We start from the raw sequence: 15,062 nt of genomic DNA on the forward strand, positions 1-15,062 counted from the left end.
TCTACCATTCTGTTTAGGAAAAAAACGAACGCTTGTAGAAGAATGGAAGCGAGGGAGGTAGATACACGTTGCCAAAGAGGGGAAAAAGTCTTCTCGTGGCATTTCTCATAACATTTCTTGTTCTAGTAATACTCTTCATGTACGGATATGTTTCTTTTGAGGTAAACAGAATATACGGTGGAAAAATAGTCCCCTTCGAAGATTGGAGGAGCTATATTGCCTTTTTAGCTTCTAAGGTTCCTTTTTTGAAAGACCGTATCAATTATCAGCCGTTAAGGGCTGAAACACCAGCTGAATATTATACGAGAATATATCACAAGTACATAGAGATATACAATCAAAAAATAGAGGAGATGACTGAAAAAGAAAAAGAGTTAGAAGAGATGTCAAAAGTTCTTGAAGCACGTAAGACAGTTGTTGATCAAATGATAGAAGAAATTCAAAAAATGAAAGAAGAGTTAATTAAAGAAAGAAACGATCTTGAATCTTACAAAAAGCAAGTAGACGAACTTATAAATGTACTTTTGAACACCGATCCCAGAAATCTTGCAAACGCGTTGAACAGTGTGGATGACACCACTTTGGCAGTGATATTCAAAAGGGCCGATCCAACCTACGCTGGTGAATTTTTAGAATCTCTTTCTAGTGTTAATCCGCAAAAAGCGGCGAGGGTGATGGAAATCATGGTAGGAGTGGATAGCACTGTAGAGAAATTGGAGGCTCTCGTGAAGCAAGCGGAAGAGGCAGTGAAACAGATGGTGGAAAGAGAGAGTCAACTTTTCTATAAGGAAACTTATTTGAAGGTATTGGCAAGCGCTTTGAACAACCTTTCTCCAGATGTTGCGGTTAGTTTTCTAAAGGCAGAAGGAGTGGATCCCGAAACTTTGAGAACGATACTTTCCATGATGGATAGAGAGAAAGCATCTATTCTGGTTCAATACATTGTGCAGAACGCTCTGGAACTTTTGGAGGAGAAAAGATGAAAACCTTATTTTCTGTCTTGATGAAAGCAAAAGAGGGTAAAAACATCTTTTGTAAGACCTGTGGCAAGGCTAAAAATGATGGAGCATTTGGAGTGATTCTTAAAAATATTAAATTTGAATCATCTCGGGAGAAGAATTTTCAAATTCTCACAAAGCTATTAGAAGTTGTTTCTGAAAAAAATCTTGAAAACGAAAAGAAAGCAAGATCGATTGAAAGCGAGAATAAGACGTTCAAACCGAGAAAAGTGGTGAACATTGATGAAGCTTCAGAAGGGCTGGTTCATGGTTTTGGAGAAACTGGGCTACTTATTATGAAAAAGATCGATCAAGAAGATCTGTCTTCAAAGAGAGAAATAGAGAAAACTACAGGAAAAGAAAAGGTACAGAAGAAAATTGGCAGTGATCTTCAACAACGAGAAACACATGTTGTTTCAGATCTAGGGGGAAATGTGGAAAAGTATTTCAAGGACGAGAAATCTCAAAACCTTTCAAAACTTCACGATGGCAATCAGCGAATTCATCGACTGGAGAAAGGTCAAAAAAATCAAGGCAATTTGGGTATTGAGAAAACAAAACCGGCCGATCAGCCAAAGAGGGTAACAAAGGAGGAAAATAAAAAGGCACCATTTGAAGTTAAAATTAAAAACCACTTGATCCATGAAGAAAGCACGCCAAAGGATCACACAGTATACGAGAAGAACAATAAGAATAATAAGAACGATATTTTCCATCCATTGAACATTAATCTGGTCACAAAGAAGGAAAACCTTGAAAACGTAAGCGTAAAAAAAGGGAAATTGAGTGGGAAGGAAGTTCTACCTCCATCAAATCACAAAAATGGTCCCATAAAATGGGAGAACCTACAACGTTTGATGAATGTGAGGAGTGGAACCACCTCAATGGAGGACGGTAAATCCTTAAAGAGAATCAGTCAATATTCAAAGGCCAGCAATTCTCATTGGGGGGTTAAGCAGGACAGAAGTAGTGTGACTTTCTCTGAAAACACTTTTGTGAAAAAAGAAGAATTTGCGAAAGAGGAATCTATGAACAAAGAGACTCGCCTTTTTGAAAAGAAAATCGAGCAAATTTCTCATGGAAAAAGCAAAGAGTTGGAATCAACAAAAGGTTTACACACTTCTTCATCCTTTGAGCGTTCGAAGGAATATTTACAGATTCAAGAGAGCAAGTACGATTCTGCGAAAGAAAATCACACAGGGTTGCGAACGAAGGATACAGGAAATGAAAAGGTTCAAACGAATTACAAGCATTATGGGAAATTCGATGAGAGCACACATCGATTTGCAGAAAAACGTGGAACGTTTAAGTTCGAAGAAAAAGGAAAGCTCATAAGCTTCAGAGAGGTAGTAGACAAAGGGATTTCAGAGCTAATAAATCAAGAAAGAGCAAAACGAACTTATTTTGTTGTTGAAGAAAAGAAGACAGATGTGCAAAGCATACCGAGGATCGTTGAGAAAATGTATGTTCAAAAACAAGAGAAAGCGATTGTAGACTTAGAACCACCCAAGCTTGGAAAGCTGGAAGTAACGATTACGAAAGAGAATAACAATCTGAAGATCGTTCTGAAAGTTCACACAGATGAAGCGAAGCACATATTAGAGCAAGATCTTCCGAAGTTGATCGATCGATTCAACGAGAGAGGTTTTCAAACACAAGTCTATATAGAAAAAGAGGAAAACGATGATTATCTTCATCGAGAAAGCAACGGTCAGGATCGAAGGGAAGAACAGCGAGAACAAAAGAGCAAACATGAAAAACATGAATCGTCTTTCGAGGATTTGATCGAGGGGGTGAAGACGTGATTTACAACCTTGATAACGTTTATTACTCTACTCTACAAGGAATGAGAGCGAACACAAGTAACGGTAAGACTTTAGACAAAGAAGCGTTTTTGAGACTTCTTATTCAACAATTAGAAATGCAAGATCCTCTGGAACCAATGGAAACGAAGGATATGATATCTCAACTCTCCCAACTTACAAGTTTAGAACAGATAACGAATCTCACAAGTGCTGTGAAAGACTTTGTAGAAGCTCAAACGAGTGTGAATCCTGCCCAACTCGCTTCACTGATTGGAAAGTACGTTGTTGTGAAGAACAACACAGTGAACTTGAGTAACGGAGAATCCGAGAGCATCATATTCAATCTTGATCAAGATGCTCACGTTGTTATTCAAATTCTCGATGAAAATGGGAACGTCATAAGAACGGAGGATCTGGGAAATGTTCAAGCAGGTGTTCACGCATGGCAATGGGATGGGAGAGATGACAGCGGAGTAAGTGTTGAAGACGGTTCATACACTTACAACGTTTACAAGGTAACTTCGGAGGGAATGGAAGAGATAGGAGGTATAGAAGGCGGTGTAGTGGAAGCAGTTCAGATAAAAAACGGAGAAGGATACGTGTTGGTGAACGGTTATCTCTATCCAGTGAACTCCATCCTAGAGATTTCTCAGGAGGGTGATGTGTGATGATGAGATCACTCTACAGCGGTATCACTGGTCTTAAGAATTTTCAGGTTGCAATGGACGTTGTTGGGAATAATATCTCCAATGTGAATACCGTTGGTTTCAAAGCGTCGAGAGTTAATTTTGAAACGATGCTTGCGCAAACGATCAAAGCGGGTAGAGCACCGCAAGCCAATGTGGGTGGAACCAATCCCATGCAGATAGGTCTTGGTTCACAGGTGGCCAGTATAGACAAGATAATGACACAGGGTTCCTTTCAAAATACGGGCGTGAAAACAGATCTTGCCATACAAGGTGACGGATTTTTCATCGTATCGGATGGGAGTGCTTACTATTATACGAGGGCAGGAGCCTTCACATTGGATAGCAATGGTAACTTGATACAAACCTCAACTGGGTACAAAGTACAGGGATGGACTGCCGTTCAAGATCCTGAAACAGGTGAAAGGTACATCGATACCAACAAGCCTATTGGAGACCTCGTGATCAGCGCGGGAATGACTATGCCAGCCAAGAAGACATCGAATGTTAGGTTTGAAGGAAATTTGAATTCCCACGTTGGTCCTGGGCCCTTCACTATAACTTTGACTGACAACAACGGAATAGATCACGACGTGAGGGTGTGGTTTGAAAGAACGGCAAATGATCTTGGAACGGATCCGTTCAGTTCTAGCCAAAGGTACACTATCAGCATCGATACAGATAATGATGGAATAGCAGATCAGTTTGGTTACATGGTTTTCAACGAATTTGGAAGAGTGGAAGAAGCTGGGTTGTACAACAACAACCTGGAAACTCAAACAATAACCGCCACCACGGATGGAAGCCTCAGTGGAACAACCAGTCTTCCGGATGGAAGTTATTGGACAATTGTCTTAGATCCTTCTGGGCAAAGAATATACAAGGGTTCTGTGACAGTGAGTGGTGGAAGTTTCACAATCACTGATCCAGACATCTCTTCTGGGAACGATTACACGGTAGTATTTTATGATTCAAGCAACACCACAAACTCTCTCACAATTGCAGACGGTGCCGAGCTCGTTATTCCCACTTCGGGTGAACCCAGATTCTATGAAGCGGACAATCCTACCAATTTCGTTCAAGTTGAATTCACCTCTCCGCGTTACACAACAGCGGTACAGGTGTATGATTCTCTTGGAAACGCGTACACCGTGTATTACGAGTTTGTTAGACTCGGAAGCACAACAATAGGCGATGAAAGTTTCAAAAACGCTTGGATATGGAGAGCGTACACTGCAAGTGGAGAACCTGTGAAACTTTTGGACGAAAATGGAGCCAGTGGTGTTGGTGGAAACGATTATATTTCGGGGCTTATAGAATTCGATGAATCTGGAAGACCTGTTCAGTACAGAGGACTGTACTATGACTCCGGCAGTTCTTCTTACGCCCTTGGATCTTCTGAGCTCAGGACTATTCAGTTCGACACGGGTCTCAGTGGTGACGGAGTGGTTACCATAACGGCTGATCTTTCAGGGATTACACAATTTTCTGGAGATAGTACGGTGAACATTCCTTGGCAAGATGGGAATCCTATGGGAGTTCTTGAATCTTTCGCGATAAACGAACAAGGAGAGATAATAGGAACTTTCAGTAACGGTTTAACAGATGTACTAGGGCAAATCGCACTTGCTGTTTTCAACAATCCTGCTGGATTGATGGAAGTGGGAAATTCCTTGTATTCGATGTCTTCCAACAGTGGTGTGCCGAAGATAGGAGCTCCTGGAAGTGGAGGGAGAGGAACTCTGATTCCCGGTGCCCTAGAAATGTCCAACGTGGATCTTGCAGAGGAGTTTACGAAAATGATCATTGCCCAGAGAGGATTCCAAGCAAACGCCCGCGTTATCACGACAGCAGATCAGATTCTCAACGAACTTGTGAACATCAAGAGATGATGAGTTATGATCAGGTTAACAAGAATAGACGGCAAGTGGTTTTTTCTGAACGCTGATCTGATCGAAACGGTGGAGGCATTGCCTGATACAACGATCACTCTTCTGAATGGAAGAAAGTACATTGTGAAGGAATCAGTAGAAGAGGTTATTCAGCGAGTGATAGAATACAAGAGAAAGATACTTTGCTGGTGGAAAGAACAAGGAAGGTGAGCGAATGGATCTCGCAACCTTGATGGGATTGGTTCTCGTCATGGCTGCTTTGCTTATAGGAATAATGACAGGTGGAGGCGATTTCGCAGCATTTGTAAACATCCCATCCTTGTTCATCACAGTCGTGGGTTCAATCGCCGCCACAATGGTTGCAAATCCAAAAGATAGAGCTTTTAAGATCATAAACATCATGTTGTCTTCGCTGAAAGAACCCAGGATGAACTACCCGGAGTTGATAAGAACAATGGTGTCCTTTTCGGAGAAAGCAAGAAGGGAAGGGCTTCTCTCTTTGGAGGAAAATCTCGAGAATATCGAAGATCCTTTCATGAAAAAGGCTTTACAGCTTGTGGTAGACGGCACGGATCCAGATCTTTTGAGAAACATGATGGAAACGGAAATGGAACTCTTTGAAAACGAATTGGATGGGCAAGCGGCTGTTTTGGAGTCAGCGGGAGCATACGCTCCTGCCTTCGGTATGATCGGGACATTGATAGGACTCATACAGATGTTGAAGTCTTTGAACAATCCAGAAACACTGGGACCTTCCATGGCCGTCGCTCTTATAACAACCTTGTATGGAGCAGTTCTTGCAAATGGAGTCTTTCTTCCTATGGCTGAGAAGTTGAAAAAAAGGAAGGATACACTCGTTATGGAAAAGAGAATGATACTCGAAGCAGTTCTTTCAATACAGGCTGGAGAAAACCCAAGAATCTTGGAAGAAAAGTTGAAATCATTCCTCCCTGAGAAAGAGAAACAAGCTTACGAAGCGGCTTCTCAGGAGGCAGCAGCCTGATGCCAAAGAAAAAGGAAGAAGAACAGAAAGCTGGAGCACCTCAATGGATGACAACGTACAGCGATATGGTAACTCTTCTTCTCACTTTCTTTGTAGCATTGATATCAATGTCCACCATCAGTCCTGGTAAATTCCAACAAGTGGCGGTGGGACTGAGGATTGCTTTGAGTGGACGGCCTCCAAGTGTTTTAATGGGCGGACGCAGCATCAATGAAGAACCTTTGATTACATCGAAGCGAGGGATATATCAAGAACTCATGAGGCTTTCCGAAGAATACAAGGGAAAGATCACGGTTGAGGAACGTGATGAGGGAACTTTGATAGTTTTGAAAGATATGGTTTTCTTTGAAACGGGCAGTGCCAAGCTTACAGCTGAGGCGAAAGAACTCTTAGCCAAAGTGGGGCAAATCGTAATAGAGCATACAACCAATGTTCTTGAGGTTTTCGGCTATACGGACGACAGACCAGTTCTTCCAAATTCCATCTACGTTTCTAACTGGCACCTTTCGTGTGCAAGAGCGGCGAGCGTTGTGAATTTCTTCTTGACCGAATTGAAAGAAAAAAGAATGATCGAAAGAGCGGCGGATATTAAACTGGGGCGATTCAACATAGATTTCTTCTACAATCCCGATAGATTTTATCCGATAGGTTTAGGGGATAGGGAAATAAAGAAGAAAATAGAAGATCTAGAAAAGGAAATAAGCGTTGAAAAGACGTTGCTCAATGAAAAACTCAAAAACGGTGAAATCAGTCGTTCTGAATGGGAAAAGAAAATGAACGAATTGGAAAGTAGATATCAAAATGAATTGGAGAGATTGAGAAGGGAATTCAGGAGAATAGACATTCTCATCAAAAGGGAAAAGGTGTGAGGTGATACGATGGCCGAAGAAGAAAGACGAGAAGAAGAACAGCAACCGAAAAGAGGTTTTTCTTCCTTGATAACGAGTATCGTAATCCCTCTGGTGGTGTCTGTGGCGGTGTATTTCCTGCTTCCAATGTTTCTCGGAAGCAATCAGGGTAAGTCTGAAGAGGGCGGTGTGTCCTCTACACCCGTTGAGATAAAGGCCGTGCTCATACAGCAAGGAGAGAATCAAACGTTTCTTCTGAAAGGTGGGAGAGATGTTGTGGTCATAGATTCACTCACTTTCACTGTTGGAAGTGATGCCTGTAGATCCAAGATTGCCGAGAAAAAGGACGAAATCATGGATGCTCTCATGATGATCTTTTTGAGCAAAGAGAAGAGCGAGCTGAGTACCGTCCCGGGCCTCGAACTTTTGAAACGACAGATAAGAGAAGCAGTGAATACTATCACGGGATTCGTGGGGGATAAGGAAAAATACGGTGTTCTGAACGTCTATCTCTACATAAAAGCATTCGCCACCACCGAGTGAGGTGGGAATGTGTCCGATGTCCTCAGTCAAGAGGAAATAAATCAGCTTATCGAAGCTTTGATGAAAGGAGAAGTAAAAGAAGAGGACCTTCTCGAAAAGGAAGAAGAGAAGAAGGTCAAACCTTATGATTTTAAAAGACCTAGCAAGTTTTCTAAGGAACAACTGCGAACATTTCAGATGATTCATGAAAACTTTGGGAGAACTCTTTCAACATATCTTTCAGGAAGATTGAGAACGTTTGTCGATGTGCAGATCAGTATAGATCAACTTACCTACGAGGAATTCATAAGATCGGTTATGATACCATCTTTCATCGTTATTTTCACCGGAGATGTTTTCGAAGGAAGCGCCATATTTGAAATGAGACTTGATCTTTTCTACACGATACTTGACATACTCATGGGTGGTCCTGGGGATAATCCTCCCAACAGGACACCTACTGATATAGAGATTTCTATTATGAGAAAGGAAGTCACCAGTGTACTCACCCTTCTTGCCCAGGCTTGGAGTGATTTCCAATATTTCATTCCGTCTATTGAAAACGTGGAAACGAATCCACAATTTGTCCAAATCGTTCCTCCAAATGAAATCGTTCTTCTTGTAACGGCATCGGTGTCTTGGGGGGAGTTCACAAGCTTCATAAATGTGTGTTATCCATTTTCCCTTCTGGAACCATTTCTGGAGAAACTCTCGAACCGTTTTTGGATGATGGGAAGAAAACCTGAAAGGTTGGAGGAAAGGATAGAAGAGCTGAAAACAGCGTCTCAAAGGATTCCCTTAACTGTGCAAGCTGTGATCGGGGAAACACAGTTGACGTTGAGAGAAATTCTAGATTTAAGCGAGGGAGATGTGATAAGGCTCAATACCCACTACAAAGATGATATAAGGATCGACGTTGAGGGAAGACCCAAATTCAAGGGAACGCCTGGAAAATACAAAGGAAAGTACGCGGTGAAGGTCACCGGTGAGTTTACCAACGGAGGTGAAGAAGAATGACGGAAAATGAATTCCTCTCACAAGAGGAGATAGATAAGTTGTTAAGCGATACTTCAAACTCTGAAGATGTCCTTTCACCAGAGGAAAAAGACATGATAGGAGAGATAGGAAATATTGCAATGGGGAGTGCTGCGACCACTCTTTCCATGATATTGGGAAGGGATGTTCACATAACTGTACCAACGGTCAGGGAAGAAAAAATGAAGGACGTGAAAGGTGACTTCAAAGGAGAACAGGTCGTTGTAACCGTAGAATATACAGAGGGTCTGAAGGGATTGAACGTCCTTGTTCTCGAAAAGAAACTGGTAGCTGCAATTGCGGACCTGATGATGGGAGGAAGCGGAGAAGTTGAGAGTGAAGAGCTCGATGAGATCAAACTCAGTGCTGTTGGAGAAGCTATGAACCAAATGATGGGGAGTGCTGCCACTTCTCTTTCTGAGTTGTTGGGGGTCACGGTCAACATTTCCCCACCAAAAGTAGAAGTGATCGATTTCGATGATCCCAACACTCAATTTCCTCCCGTGGTGGATGATCCAGAAAAGGACGTTGCAATCGTCGAATTCGAAATAGACATAGAAAATCTGGCACAGTCCAGATTCTATCAAGTGATTGGAGTAGATCTAGTAAAAAAGATGTACGAGTACTTTACAAAAACACATGCTAAAGAAGAAGAGAAGGCGGAAGAAACAAAAGAAGAAAAGAAAGTGAAAGTTGAACCGGTGGAGTTTTCTGATTTGAAACCTTCAGAAACCGCTAAGACTGAAATACCACATGATAAATTGGAGATTCTTCTGGATATTCCACTGAAAGTCACAGTGGAACTCGGAAGAACGAGAATGACTCTGAAGCGCGTTCTTGAAATGATACCCGGTTCCATAATAGAACTTGACAAACTTACGGGAGAGCCCGTGGACATACTTGTGAATGGAAAACTGATAGCTCGAGGAGAAGTTGTTGTTATAGATGAGAATTTTGGAGTAAGAATAACGGAAATTGTAAGTCCAAAGGAAAGATTGGAATTGCTTAACGAATAATGTTTTCCAGACTCCATTTCAAGAGTTCTGGATGCTCACGTGAGGAAAAATTGGGATCTTTCAAAAGTTCGGAGTGTAATATATTACCGTTTCTGAGACGCAGAATTTTTGAGATGTAATCTTTCATCTTTTTCACGTCATCCAATGTTCCTACTTTCCCATGCCCTGGCACGAAGTAGTCTGCAGAGATCTTCTCTACCCTTTCGAGTGCCTCTATCCACTCGGAGAGATTGCTGTCCTCAACCATCTCAGCGTGTATTCCTGTTGTAAGTAAATCTCCACATATCACAATCTTTTCTTTTTTTAGAATGAAAATCGAGGAATCTGGTGTATGCCCCCCCAAATGGATCGCTTCAACCGAGATTTCTCCGAATTTATAAGACTGGATATCGTCAAAAGTTTCCGTTGGAAGTTTTATAGAGGCTTCCACCCCGAGTTTTTCCATGTATTCTTTATCTATTTTATTCAGAGAATCTTTGGTTAGTGTGTGTGCTATTATTCTCTGAAAAATTTCGTTACCGAAGGTGTGATCCGGATGATAGTGTGTGTTGAAAACTGCCACTATTTCTTTACCCAAAACTTCCAAGGCGAATTCTTTTATTTTCTTCGCTTTTTCTGGAAAAAGAGTTGTGTCAAAAAGGATGCATTCTTTTTTCCCACATACAAGAACACTGTTCGAGGTAACACCAGTTCCTATTACAAAAACATTGTCCGAGAGGTTTGTGATCATTCTTTCACCCCGTGTAGTATAATTCTCCAAGAGTATTCTTCTATAAAATGAGGTGATTTTCCTTGGCAACTGCTTTCTTGTGGGGTTATTACGGATTCAATAACTTTGGGGACGAACTCATGTTCAAAGCATGTGTTAAAATGTTGAAAGATTTCGGTTTCAGCACGATTTATGTTCCCTTACCAAAAGGTAAGAAAGCTATGGGAGTGACAGCTGTTGACAGAGTTTCCTTTAAGATGTTGTCGTTCTTGAGAAGATCTCAGATATCTATAGCTGGAGGTGGGGGGTTACTTCAGGATGTGACAAGTTTTAGAAGTTTGCTCTACTATTATTATCTAGCTGAAACTTCTCTTCTTTTCAACAAGCCACTTGTTTTTTTCGGAAACAGCTTGGGACCTTTGAAAAGAAGCATTTCAAAAAGGCTCGTTCAACATGTACTTAGACACAGGAACACGCTTTTCATAGCACGAGATCCTGTTTCCTACAGGTATGTTAAGGCAATTGGTGGAAGAGTTTGGATGGGAACCGATCCTTCTCTACTACATCTTATGGACATCGAACCGAAAGAAAAAAACGAAAAGAAGGTTGTCTTTTTTCTGAAAACACCCATAGATGTTTCTATCATTTTGAAGAATTTTAAGGAATACGGAATTGAGGATTTCGTTCTTTCAACAGCGTTTCCGGAAGATTGTTCTTATCTTCCTCCACTTCGAGCAGGTGATGATCCTCTCGAAGAAATAGCGAGTTCTTCCCTCGTCATAACAGAGAGATTTCATCCTGCACTTGTGGCTTCCTATTTCGAAATACCATTCGTTGTTGTAGACTGTCAGAAAGCGAGGAGATTTTTCGGGAAGTACACCAAAGAAGAGTTCTTTTTCTCAAAAAGAGATCCTTTGGAAATTTCCTTGAAAGCTTCTATCGCACTGAAAAGAACTTTACAGCTGAGGAACAAACTGACGGAAGACGCACTGAGGATGAAAGAGTTTTTGAGAGAGTCTTTGAAAGGGTGACGAACCATGAGAATAGTTGTTCCAACGTTGAGCAATATTTTGACGGGATTCCTTGCTGTCTTTCTTGTTGCAACACCGAGAGAGTATGTCAAAGGTTTTGTGGCTTACAAACTTGGAGATCCCACTCCCAAACAAGCGGGGAGGTTGTCTCTAAACCCGTTCGTTCATCTTGATCCCGTGGGAACGGTGTCTTTCATATTGTTCGAATTCGGCTGGAGCAGACCAGTTCCCATTAGATTCTGGAAGTTGAGAAACAAGAAAAGAGATCTTTTGAAAATATCGATTCTTGGGCCTTTTACGAGTTTTCTTTTATTTTTCATCTGCGGCTTTATCGCGTCAAAATTACCGGAAAGGAGTTTTTGGTGGTTCCTCATGGTGAAAGCTGCCAAGTATAATCTCACTTACTCGATCTTTTCGCTTCTTCCCATACCTCCTCTCGATGGTAGCAAGATTCTCGCTTCTTTGTTGCCAGATAAGTACATGGAATGGTTGGTAAAATACGAAGTGTACGGTATATTGTTCTTGCTCGCTTTGTTGGTTCTTTGGATAATACCGTTGGTAGTGAATCCGTTTGTGAACTTTATAGACGATTTTGTTCAAGCGATTGTGAGGTGATCTTTTTGAAAATAGTCCTGAGATATCCTGTTTCTTTGAGTGTGATTCGCAAGCTGGAAAGCGGAGATCTGGTTTACTACACTGGAAAGATAGTGACCATGGACAAAGAGATTGTAGAGATTATAGAAAAATACGAAAGATCGGAAGGAACGAGACTCTACGACTTAACAGGAGAAATTGTGGCGCTGGGTGTATTCGAGAAGAATAGGTTTCGCTTTCAAGAAATCGATGAAGAACTTCTGGAGAAGCTTTTTCTCATGGGTGTGAGTGGGGTAATTGTGAATCAAAGAGTTTCTTTCTCTGTTACAAAGAGATTTTCGAGGGTGCTGTTCGAGGCTGTAGAGGAGATAAAAGGAAGCAGAAAAGTTGTTTATAAAACCCCTGACGGCAGAAAACTGGAAGAAGTTGAAGTAGAGAAACTGGCTATTCGGGTAATACAAGATTCCTCTGGAAAAACTTACGTGAAGGTTTAAATTCCAAGCTCTTTTTTGAACATCTGGTACGTTTCAAGTATTTTTTTTGCATACGTCTTTCTACTGTTTCCTCCGTTATAGTACTCAAGGGCTAACCTGAGGCTGTTGAATTTTTCATAGAGATACTTCAAATAATGAGATCCATACTTTATGTTCAACCTGTAGTTCCATATGAGTTCTGTCCAACCCGATTCCGGAGGCTCTAATCCATAGATGTTCGCCACCATTTCTGCTGTTTCTTTCTTAATTTGCATCATTCCTAGTTCGCCATAAAGACCTATTACGTTTCTGAAGTCGCTCTCCACGTCTATAACTGAGATGATGAGAATCGGATCAAAATTTGTTTCACGAGCCGCTCGGTTTATTGTTTGCCATAAATCTTCCAAGAAATCTTCATCTGTCTTCAATTTGTATGATCCCCTTCTGGACCTAACCAAATCTTTGAACCATTCTTTTATGGTAATGGTGTTCAATTCACGAAAGGAAATGTTACTTTCCTGAGGAACGGTGCTCAGAAAAATCGGGATCAAAATGAGCACCAAGATCAGGATAGTTATTTTTTTCACGATTTTCCTCCTTTGTTCAATCACTTTTAAAATCCCCTCTGGTATAATAATGCTGGGTACAATTCGATTATACTACACGGGGTGATCCCATGGAGGTACTATACAGAAAATACCGACCGAAGACGTTTGCAGAGGTTGTAGATCAAGACCACGTGAAGAAAGCAATAATAGGTGCTATTCAGAAAGATAGTGTTGCTCATGGGTACATTTTCGCTGGGCCTAGGGGGACGGGAAAAACGACCTTGGCGAGAATTCTTGCAAAATCCTTGAATTGCGAGAACAGAAAGGGAGTTGAACCGTGTAATGAATGCAGAGCTTGTAAAGAGATAGACGAAGGCACTTTCATGGACGTGATAGAGCTTGATGCTGCATCGAACAGGGGAATAGATGAGATCAGAAGAATTAGAGATGCTGTGGGATATAGACCAATGGAAGGAAAGTATAAGGTGTACATAATAGACGAGGTACACATGCTCACGAAAGAAGCTTTCAATGCCCTACTCAAAACCCTTGAAGAACCACCGTCTCACGTAGTATTTGTCCTCGCGACGACCAACCTTGAGAAGGTTCCACCCACGATAATCTCCAGATGTCAAGTCTTTGAGTTCAGAAATATTCCGGAGGAGCTCATAGAAAAAAGACTTCAGGAAGTCGCTGAAGCAGAAGGTATAGACATTGAGGAAGAGGCTTTAAGATTCATTGCAAAAAGAGCTGCTGGTGGTTTAAGAGATGCCCTTACTATGTTGGAACAAGTTTGGAAATTTTCGGAGGGAAAGATAGATCTCGAAACGGTACATCGAGCTCTTGGATTGGTACCCATCCAAGTGGTGAGAGATTACGTGAAAGCCATTTTTTCGGGCGATGTGAAGAAGGTTTTTATGGTTTTGGATGAGGTTTACTACAGTGGAAAAGATTATGAAGTGCTCCTCCAAGAAGCGGTGGAGGATTTAATAGATGATCTTGAGAGAGAAAGAGGAGTCTACGACGTTTCACCTACCGATGTTGTTCAGGTTTCCAGACAGCTTTTGTCTCTCCTACGAGAAATAAAGTTTGCCGAGGAGAAACAACTCGTGTGCAAAGTTGGATCGGCTTATATAACTGCGCGATTCGCTAGCGAAAAGGTGTCAGAAAACCCTCAGAAAGAGAAGGAGAATATCGTTCAGAAAAATTTGGGTAGCGAAGAGAAAAAAAAAGACGAAAATGATGATTTCGATAGTCTCTTCAGAGAACTCATGGAGGAGTTGAAAGAGAAAGGGGATCTTTCCATTTTCGTTGCTCTTAGCCTCTCAGAAGTCAGTTTCGATGGAAAGAAGGTGGTAATTTCTTTCGATTCCTCGAAAAAAATGCATTACGAGTTGATGAAAAAGAGGTTGATAGAAATCGAAAGTCTTTTCTCCAAGAAACTCGGGAAGAGAGTTGTGGTTGAACTTCGGCTCATGGGAAAAGAAGAGACGATAGAAAAAGTATCTCAAAAGATAATGAAACTCTTTGAACAGGAGGGATAATTTGAAAAAAATCAAAAGCTTTGGTGGAAAAAGCTTAGGTGGAGGGAAACAAGAGAAACTTCTCAAAGATTTCATGAAGATGCAAGAAGAGTTGCAGAAAAAGGTTCAGGAGCTCGAAGAGAGTTTTTCAAATATGGAAGTGGAGGCTACCGTTGGTGGGGGTGCTGTGAAGATTGTTGCAACTTGTGATCGTAGAGTGAAAGAGATAGAGGTAGATGAGGATTTGAAGGAAGATTTTGAAACACTGAAGGACCTCCTCGTGGCAGCCATGAACGAAATCATGGAAAAGATCGAGCAGAGAAGAGAGGAAGAAATGAGCAAGATTACACAACAATTTGGAATACCAGGAATAATGTGA

General features: G+C 41.4%; 17 protein-coding genes. 15 read left to right on the forward strand and 2 right to left on the reverse strand.

The features are described 5' to 3' along the window. Positions 1–68: 68 nt before the first annotated feature. The 10 genes from AS005_RS06485 to fliY are packed head-to-tail and all read left to right on the forward strand — an operon-like array spanning position 69 to position 9,805. On the forward strand, positions 69–983 hold the full coding sequence (locus AS005_RS06485) for a MotE family protein (protein ID WP_101510871.1): 915 nt from the start codon (positions 69–71) through the stop codon (positions 981–983). After that, the gene (locus AS005_RS06490) at positions 980–2,803 is read left to right on the forward strand and encodes a flagellar hook-length control protein FliK (protein WP_101510872.1); all 1,824 of its coding nucleotides are present in this window, start codon (positions 980–982) and stop codon (positions 2,801–2,803) included. Before AS005_RS06485 ends, AS005_RS06490 begins: the two co-directional genes overlap by 4 nt. After that, positions 2,800–3,471 carry a flagellar hook assembly protein FlgD gene (locus AS005_RS06495; protein ID WP_101510873.1) on the forward strand — a complete coding sequence of 224 codons (672 nt, stop codon included), beginning with the start codon at positions 2,800–2,802 and terminating at the stop codon, positions 3,469–3,471. The genes AS005_RS06490 and AS005_RS06495 overlap by 4 nt, the downstream gene beginning before the upstream one ends. Further along, positions 3,471–5,381, forward strand: coding sequence for a flagellar hook protein FlgE (locus AS005_RS06500; RefSeq protein ID WP_101511024.1), 1,911 nt, complete (start codon positions 3,471–3,473; stop codon positions 5,379–5,381). Before AS005_RS06495 ends, AS005_RS06500 begins: the two co-directional genes overlap by 1 nt. Before the next feature lie 6 nt (positions 5,382–5,387). Further along, the gene (locus tag AS005_RS06505; RefSeq protein WP_101510874.1) at positions 5,388–5,591 is read left to right on the forward strand and encodes a flagellar FlbD family protein; all 204 of its coding nucleotides are present in this window, start codon (positions 5,388–5,390) and stop codon (positions 5,589–5,591) included. Between the two features lie 4 nt (positions 5,592–5,595). Then, positions 5,596–6,384 carry a flagellar motor protein gene (locus AS005_RS06510; protein WP_101510875.1) on the forward strand — a complete coding sequence of 263 codons (789 nt, stop codon included), beginning with the start codon at positions 5,596–5,598 and terminating at the stop codon, positions 6,382–6,384. Beyond that, entirely contained in the window at positions 6,384–7,253 is an 870-nt protein-coding gene (locus AS005_RS06515; RefSeq protein WP_199203870.1) for a flagellar motor protein MotB, read from the forward strand. Before AS005_RS06510 ends, AS005_RS06515 begins: the two co-directional genes overlap by 1 nt. A gap of 9 nt (positions 7,254–7,262) precedes the next feature. Then, complete coding sequence (gene fliL, locus AS005_RS06520) at positions 7,263–7,775, forward strand: flagellar basal body-associated protein FliL (protein ID WP_101510877.1); 513 nt, start codon at positions 7,263–7,265, stop codon at positions 7,773–7,775. Positions 7,776–7,784: 9 nt separating this feature from the next. Then, complete coding sequence (gene fliM / locus AS005_RS06525) at positions 7,785–8,771, forward strand: flagellar motor switch protein FliM (RefSeq protein ID WP_101510878.1); 987 nt, start codon at positions 7,785–7,787, stop codon at positions 8,769–8,771. Further along, entirely contained in the window at positions 8,768–9,805 is a 1,038-nt protein-coding gene (fliY, locus tag AS005_RS06530) for a flagellar motor switch phosphatase FliY (RefSeq protein ID WP_101510879.1), read from the forward strand. Before fliM ends, fliY begins: the two co-directional genes overlap by 4 nt. Here the strand turns inward: fliY and AS005_RS06535 are convergent. Next, entirely contained in the window at positions 9,795–10,535 is a 741-nt protein-coding gene (locus AS005_RS06535) for an MBL fold metallo-hydrolase (RefSeq protein WP_199203871.1), read from the reverse strand. The two genes, fliY and AS005_RS06535, sit on opposite strands and share 11 nt — an antisense overlap. 62 nt (positions 10,536–10,597) lie before the next feature. On the opposite strand from AS005_RS06535, the gene csaB reads away from it, so the two are divergent. Genes csaB through AS005_RS06550 form a run of 3 tightly spaced genes read left to right on the forward strand, consistent with a single transcriptional unit; the run spans position 10,598 to position 12,633 of the window. After that, entirely contained in the window at positions 10,598–11,545 is a 948-nt protein-coding gene (gene csaB / locus AS005_RS06540; protein WP_101510881.1) for a polysaccharide pyruvyl transferase CsaB, read from the forward strand. Between the two features lie 6 nt (positions 11,546–11,551). Further along, on the forward strand, positions 11,552–12,160 hold the full coding sequence (locus AS005_RS06545; RefSeq protein WP_101510882.1) for a site-2 protease family protein: 609 nt from the start codon (positions 11,552–11,554) through the stop codon (positions 12,158–12,160). Continuing rightward, positions 12,157–12,633 (forward strand): tartrate dehydratase, encoded by a 477-nt coding sequence (locus tag AS005_RS06550; RefSeq protein ID WP_101510883.1) that lies wholly within the window; start codon positions 12,157–12,159, stop codon positions 12,631–12,633. Before AS005_RS06545 ends, AS005_RS06550 begins: the two co-directional genes overlap by 4 nt. Here the strand turns inward: AS005_RS06550 and AS005_RS06555 are convergent. Beyond that, complete coding sequence (locus AS005_RS06555; RefSeq protein ID WP_101511025.1) at positions 12,630–13,199, reverse strand: lytic transglycosylase domain-containing protein; 570 nt, start codon at positions 13,197–13,199, stop codon at positions 12,630–12,632. The two genes, AS005_RS06550 and AS005_RS06555, sit on opposite strands and share 4 nt — an antisense overlap. An 89-nt stretch (positions 13,200–13,288) precedes the next feature. On the opposite strand from AS005_RS06555, the gene dnaX reads away from it, so the two are divergent. Both dnaX and AS005_RS06565 read left to right on the forward strand, forming a co-directional pair. Further along, entirely contained in the window at positions 13,289–14,704 is a 1,416-nt protein-coding gene (gene dnaX / locus AS005_RS06560; RefSeq protein WP_101510884.1) for a DNA polymerase III subunit gamma/tau, read from the forward strand. A gap of 1 nt (position 14,705) precedes the next feature. Next, on the forward strand, positions 14,706–15,062 hold the full coding sequence (locus AS005_RS06565; RefSeq protein WP_101510885.1) for a YbaB/EbfC family nucleoid-associated protein: 357 nt from the start codon (positions 14,706–14,708) through the stop codon (positions 15,060–15,062).

Origin of the sequence: Thermotoga sp. KOL6, assembly GCF_002866025.1 — a bacterium.
In the GTDB taxonomy this organism is placed as follows: Bacteria; Thermotogota; Thermotogae; order Thermotogales; family Thermotogaceae; genus Thermotoga.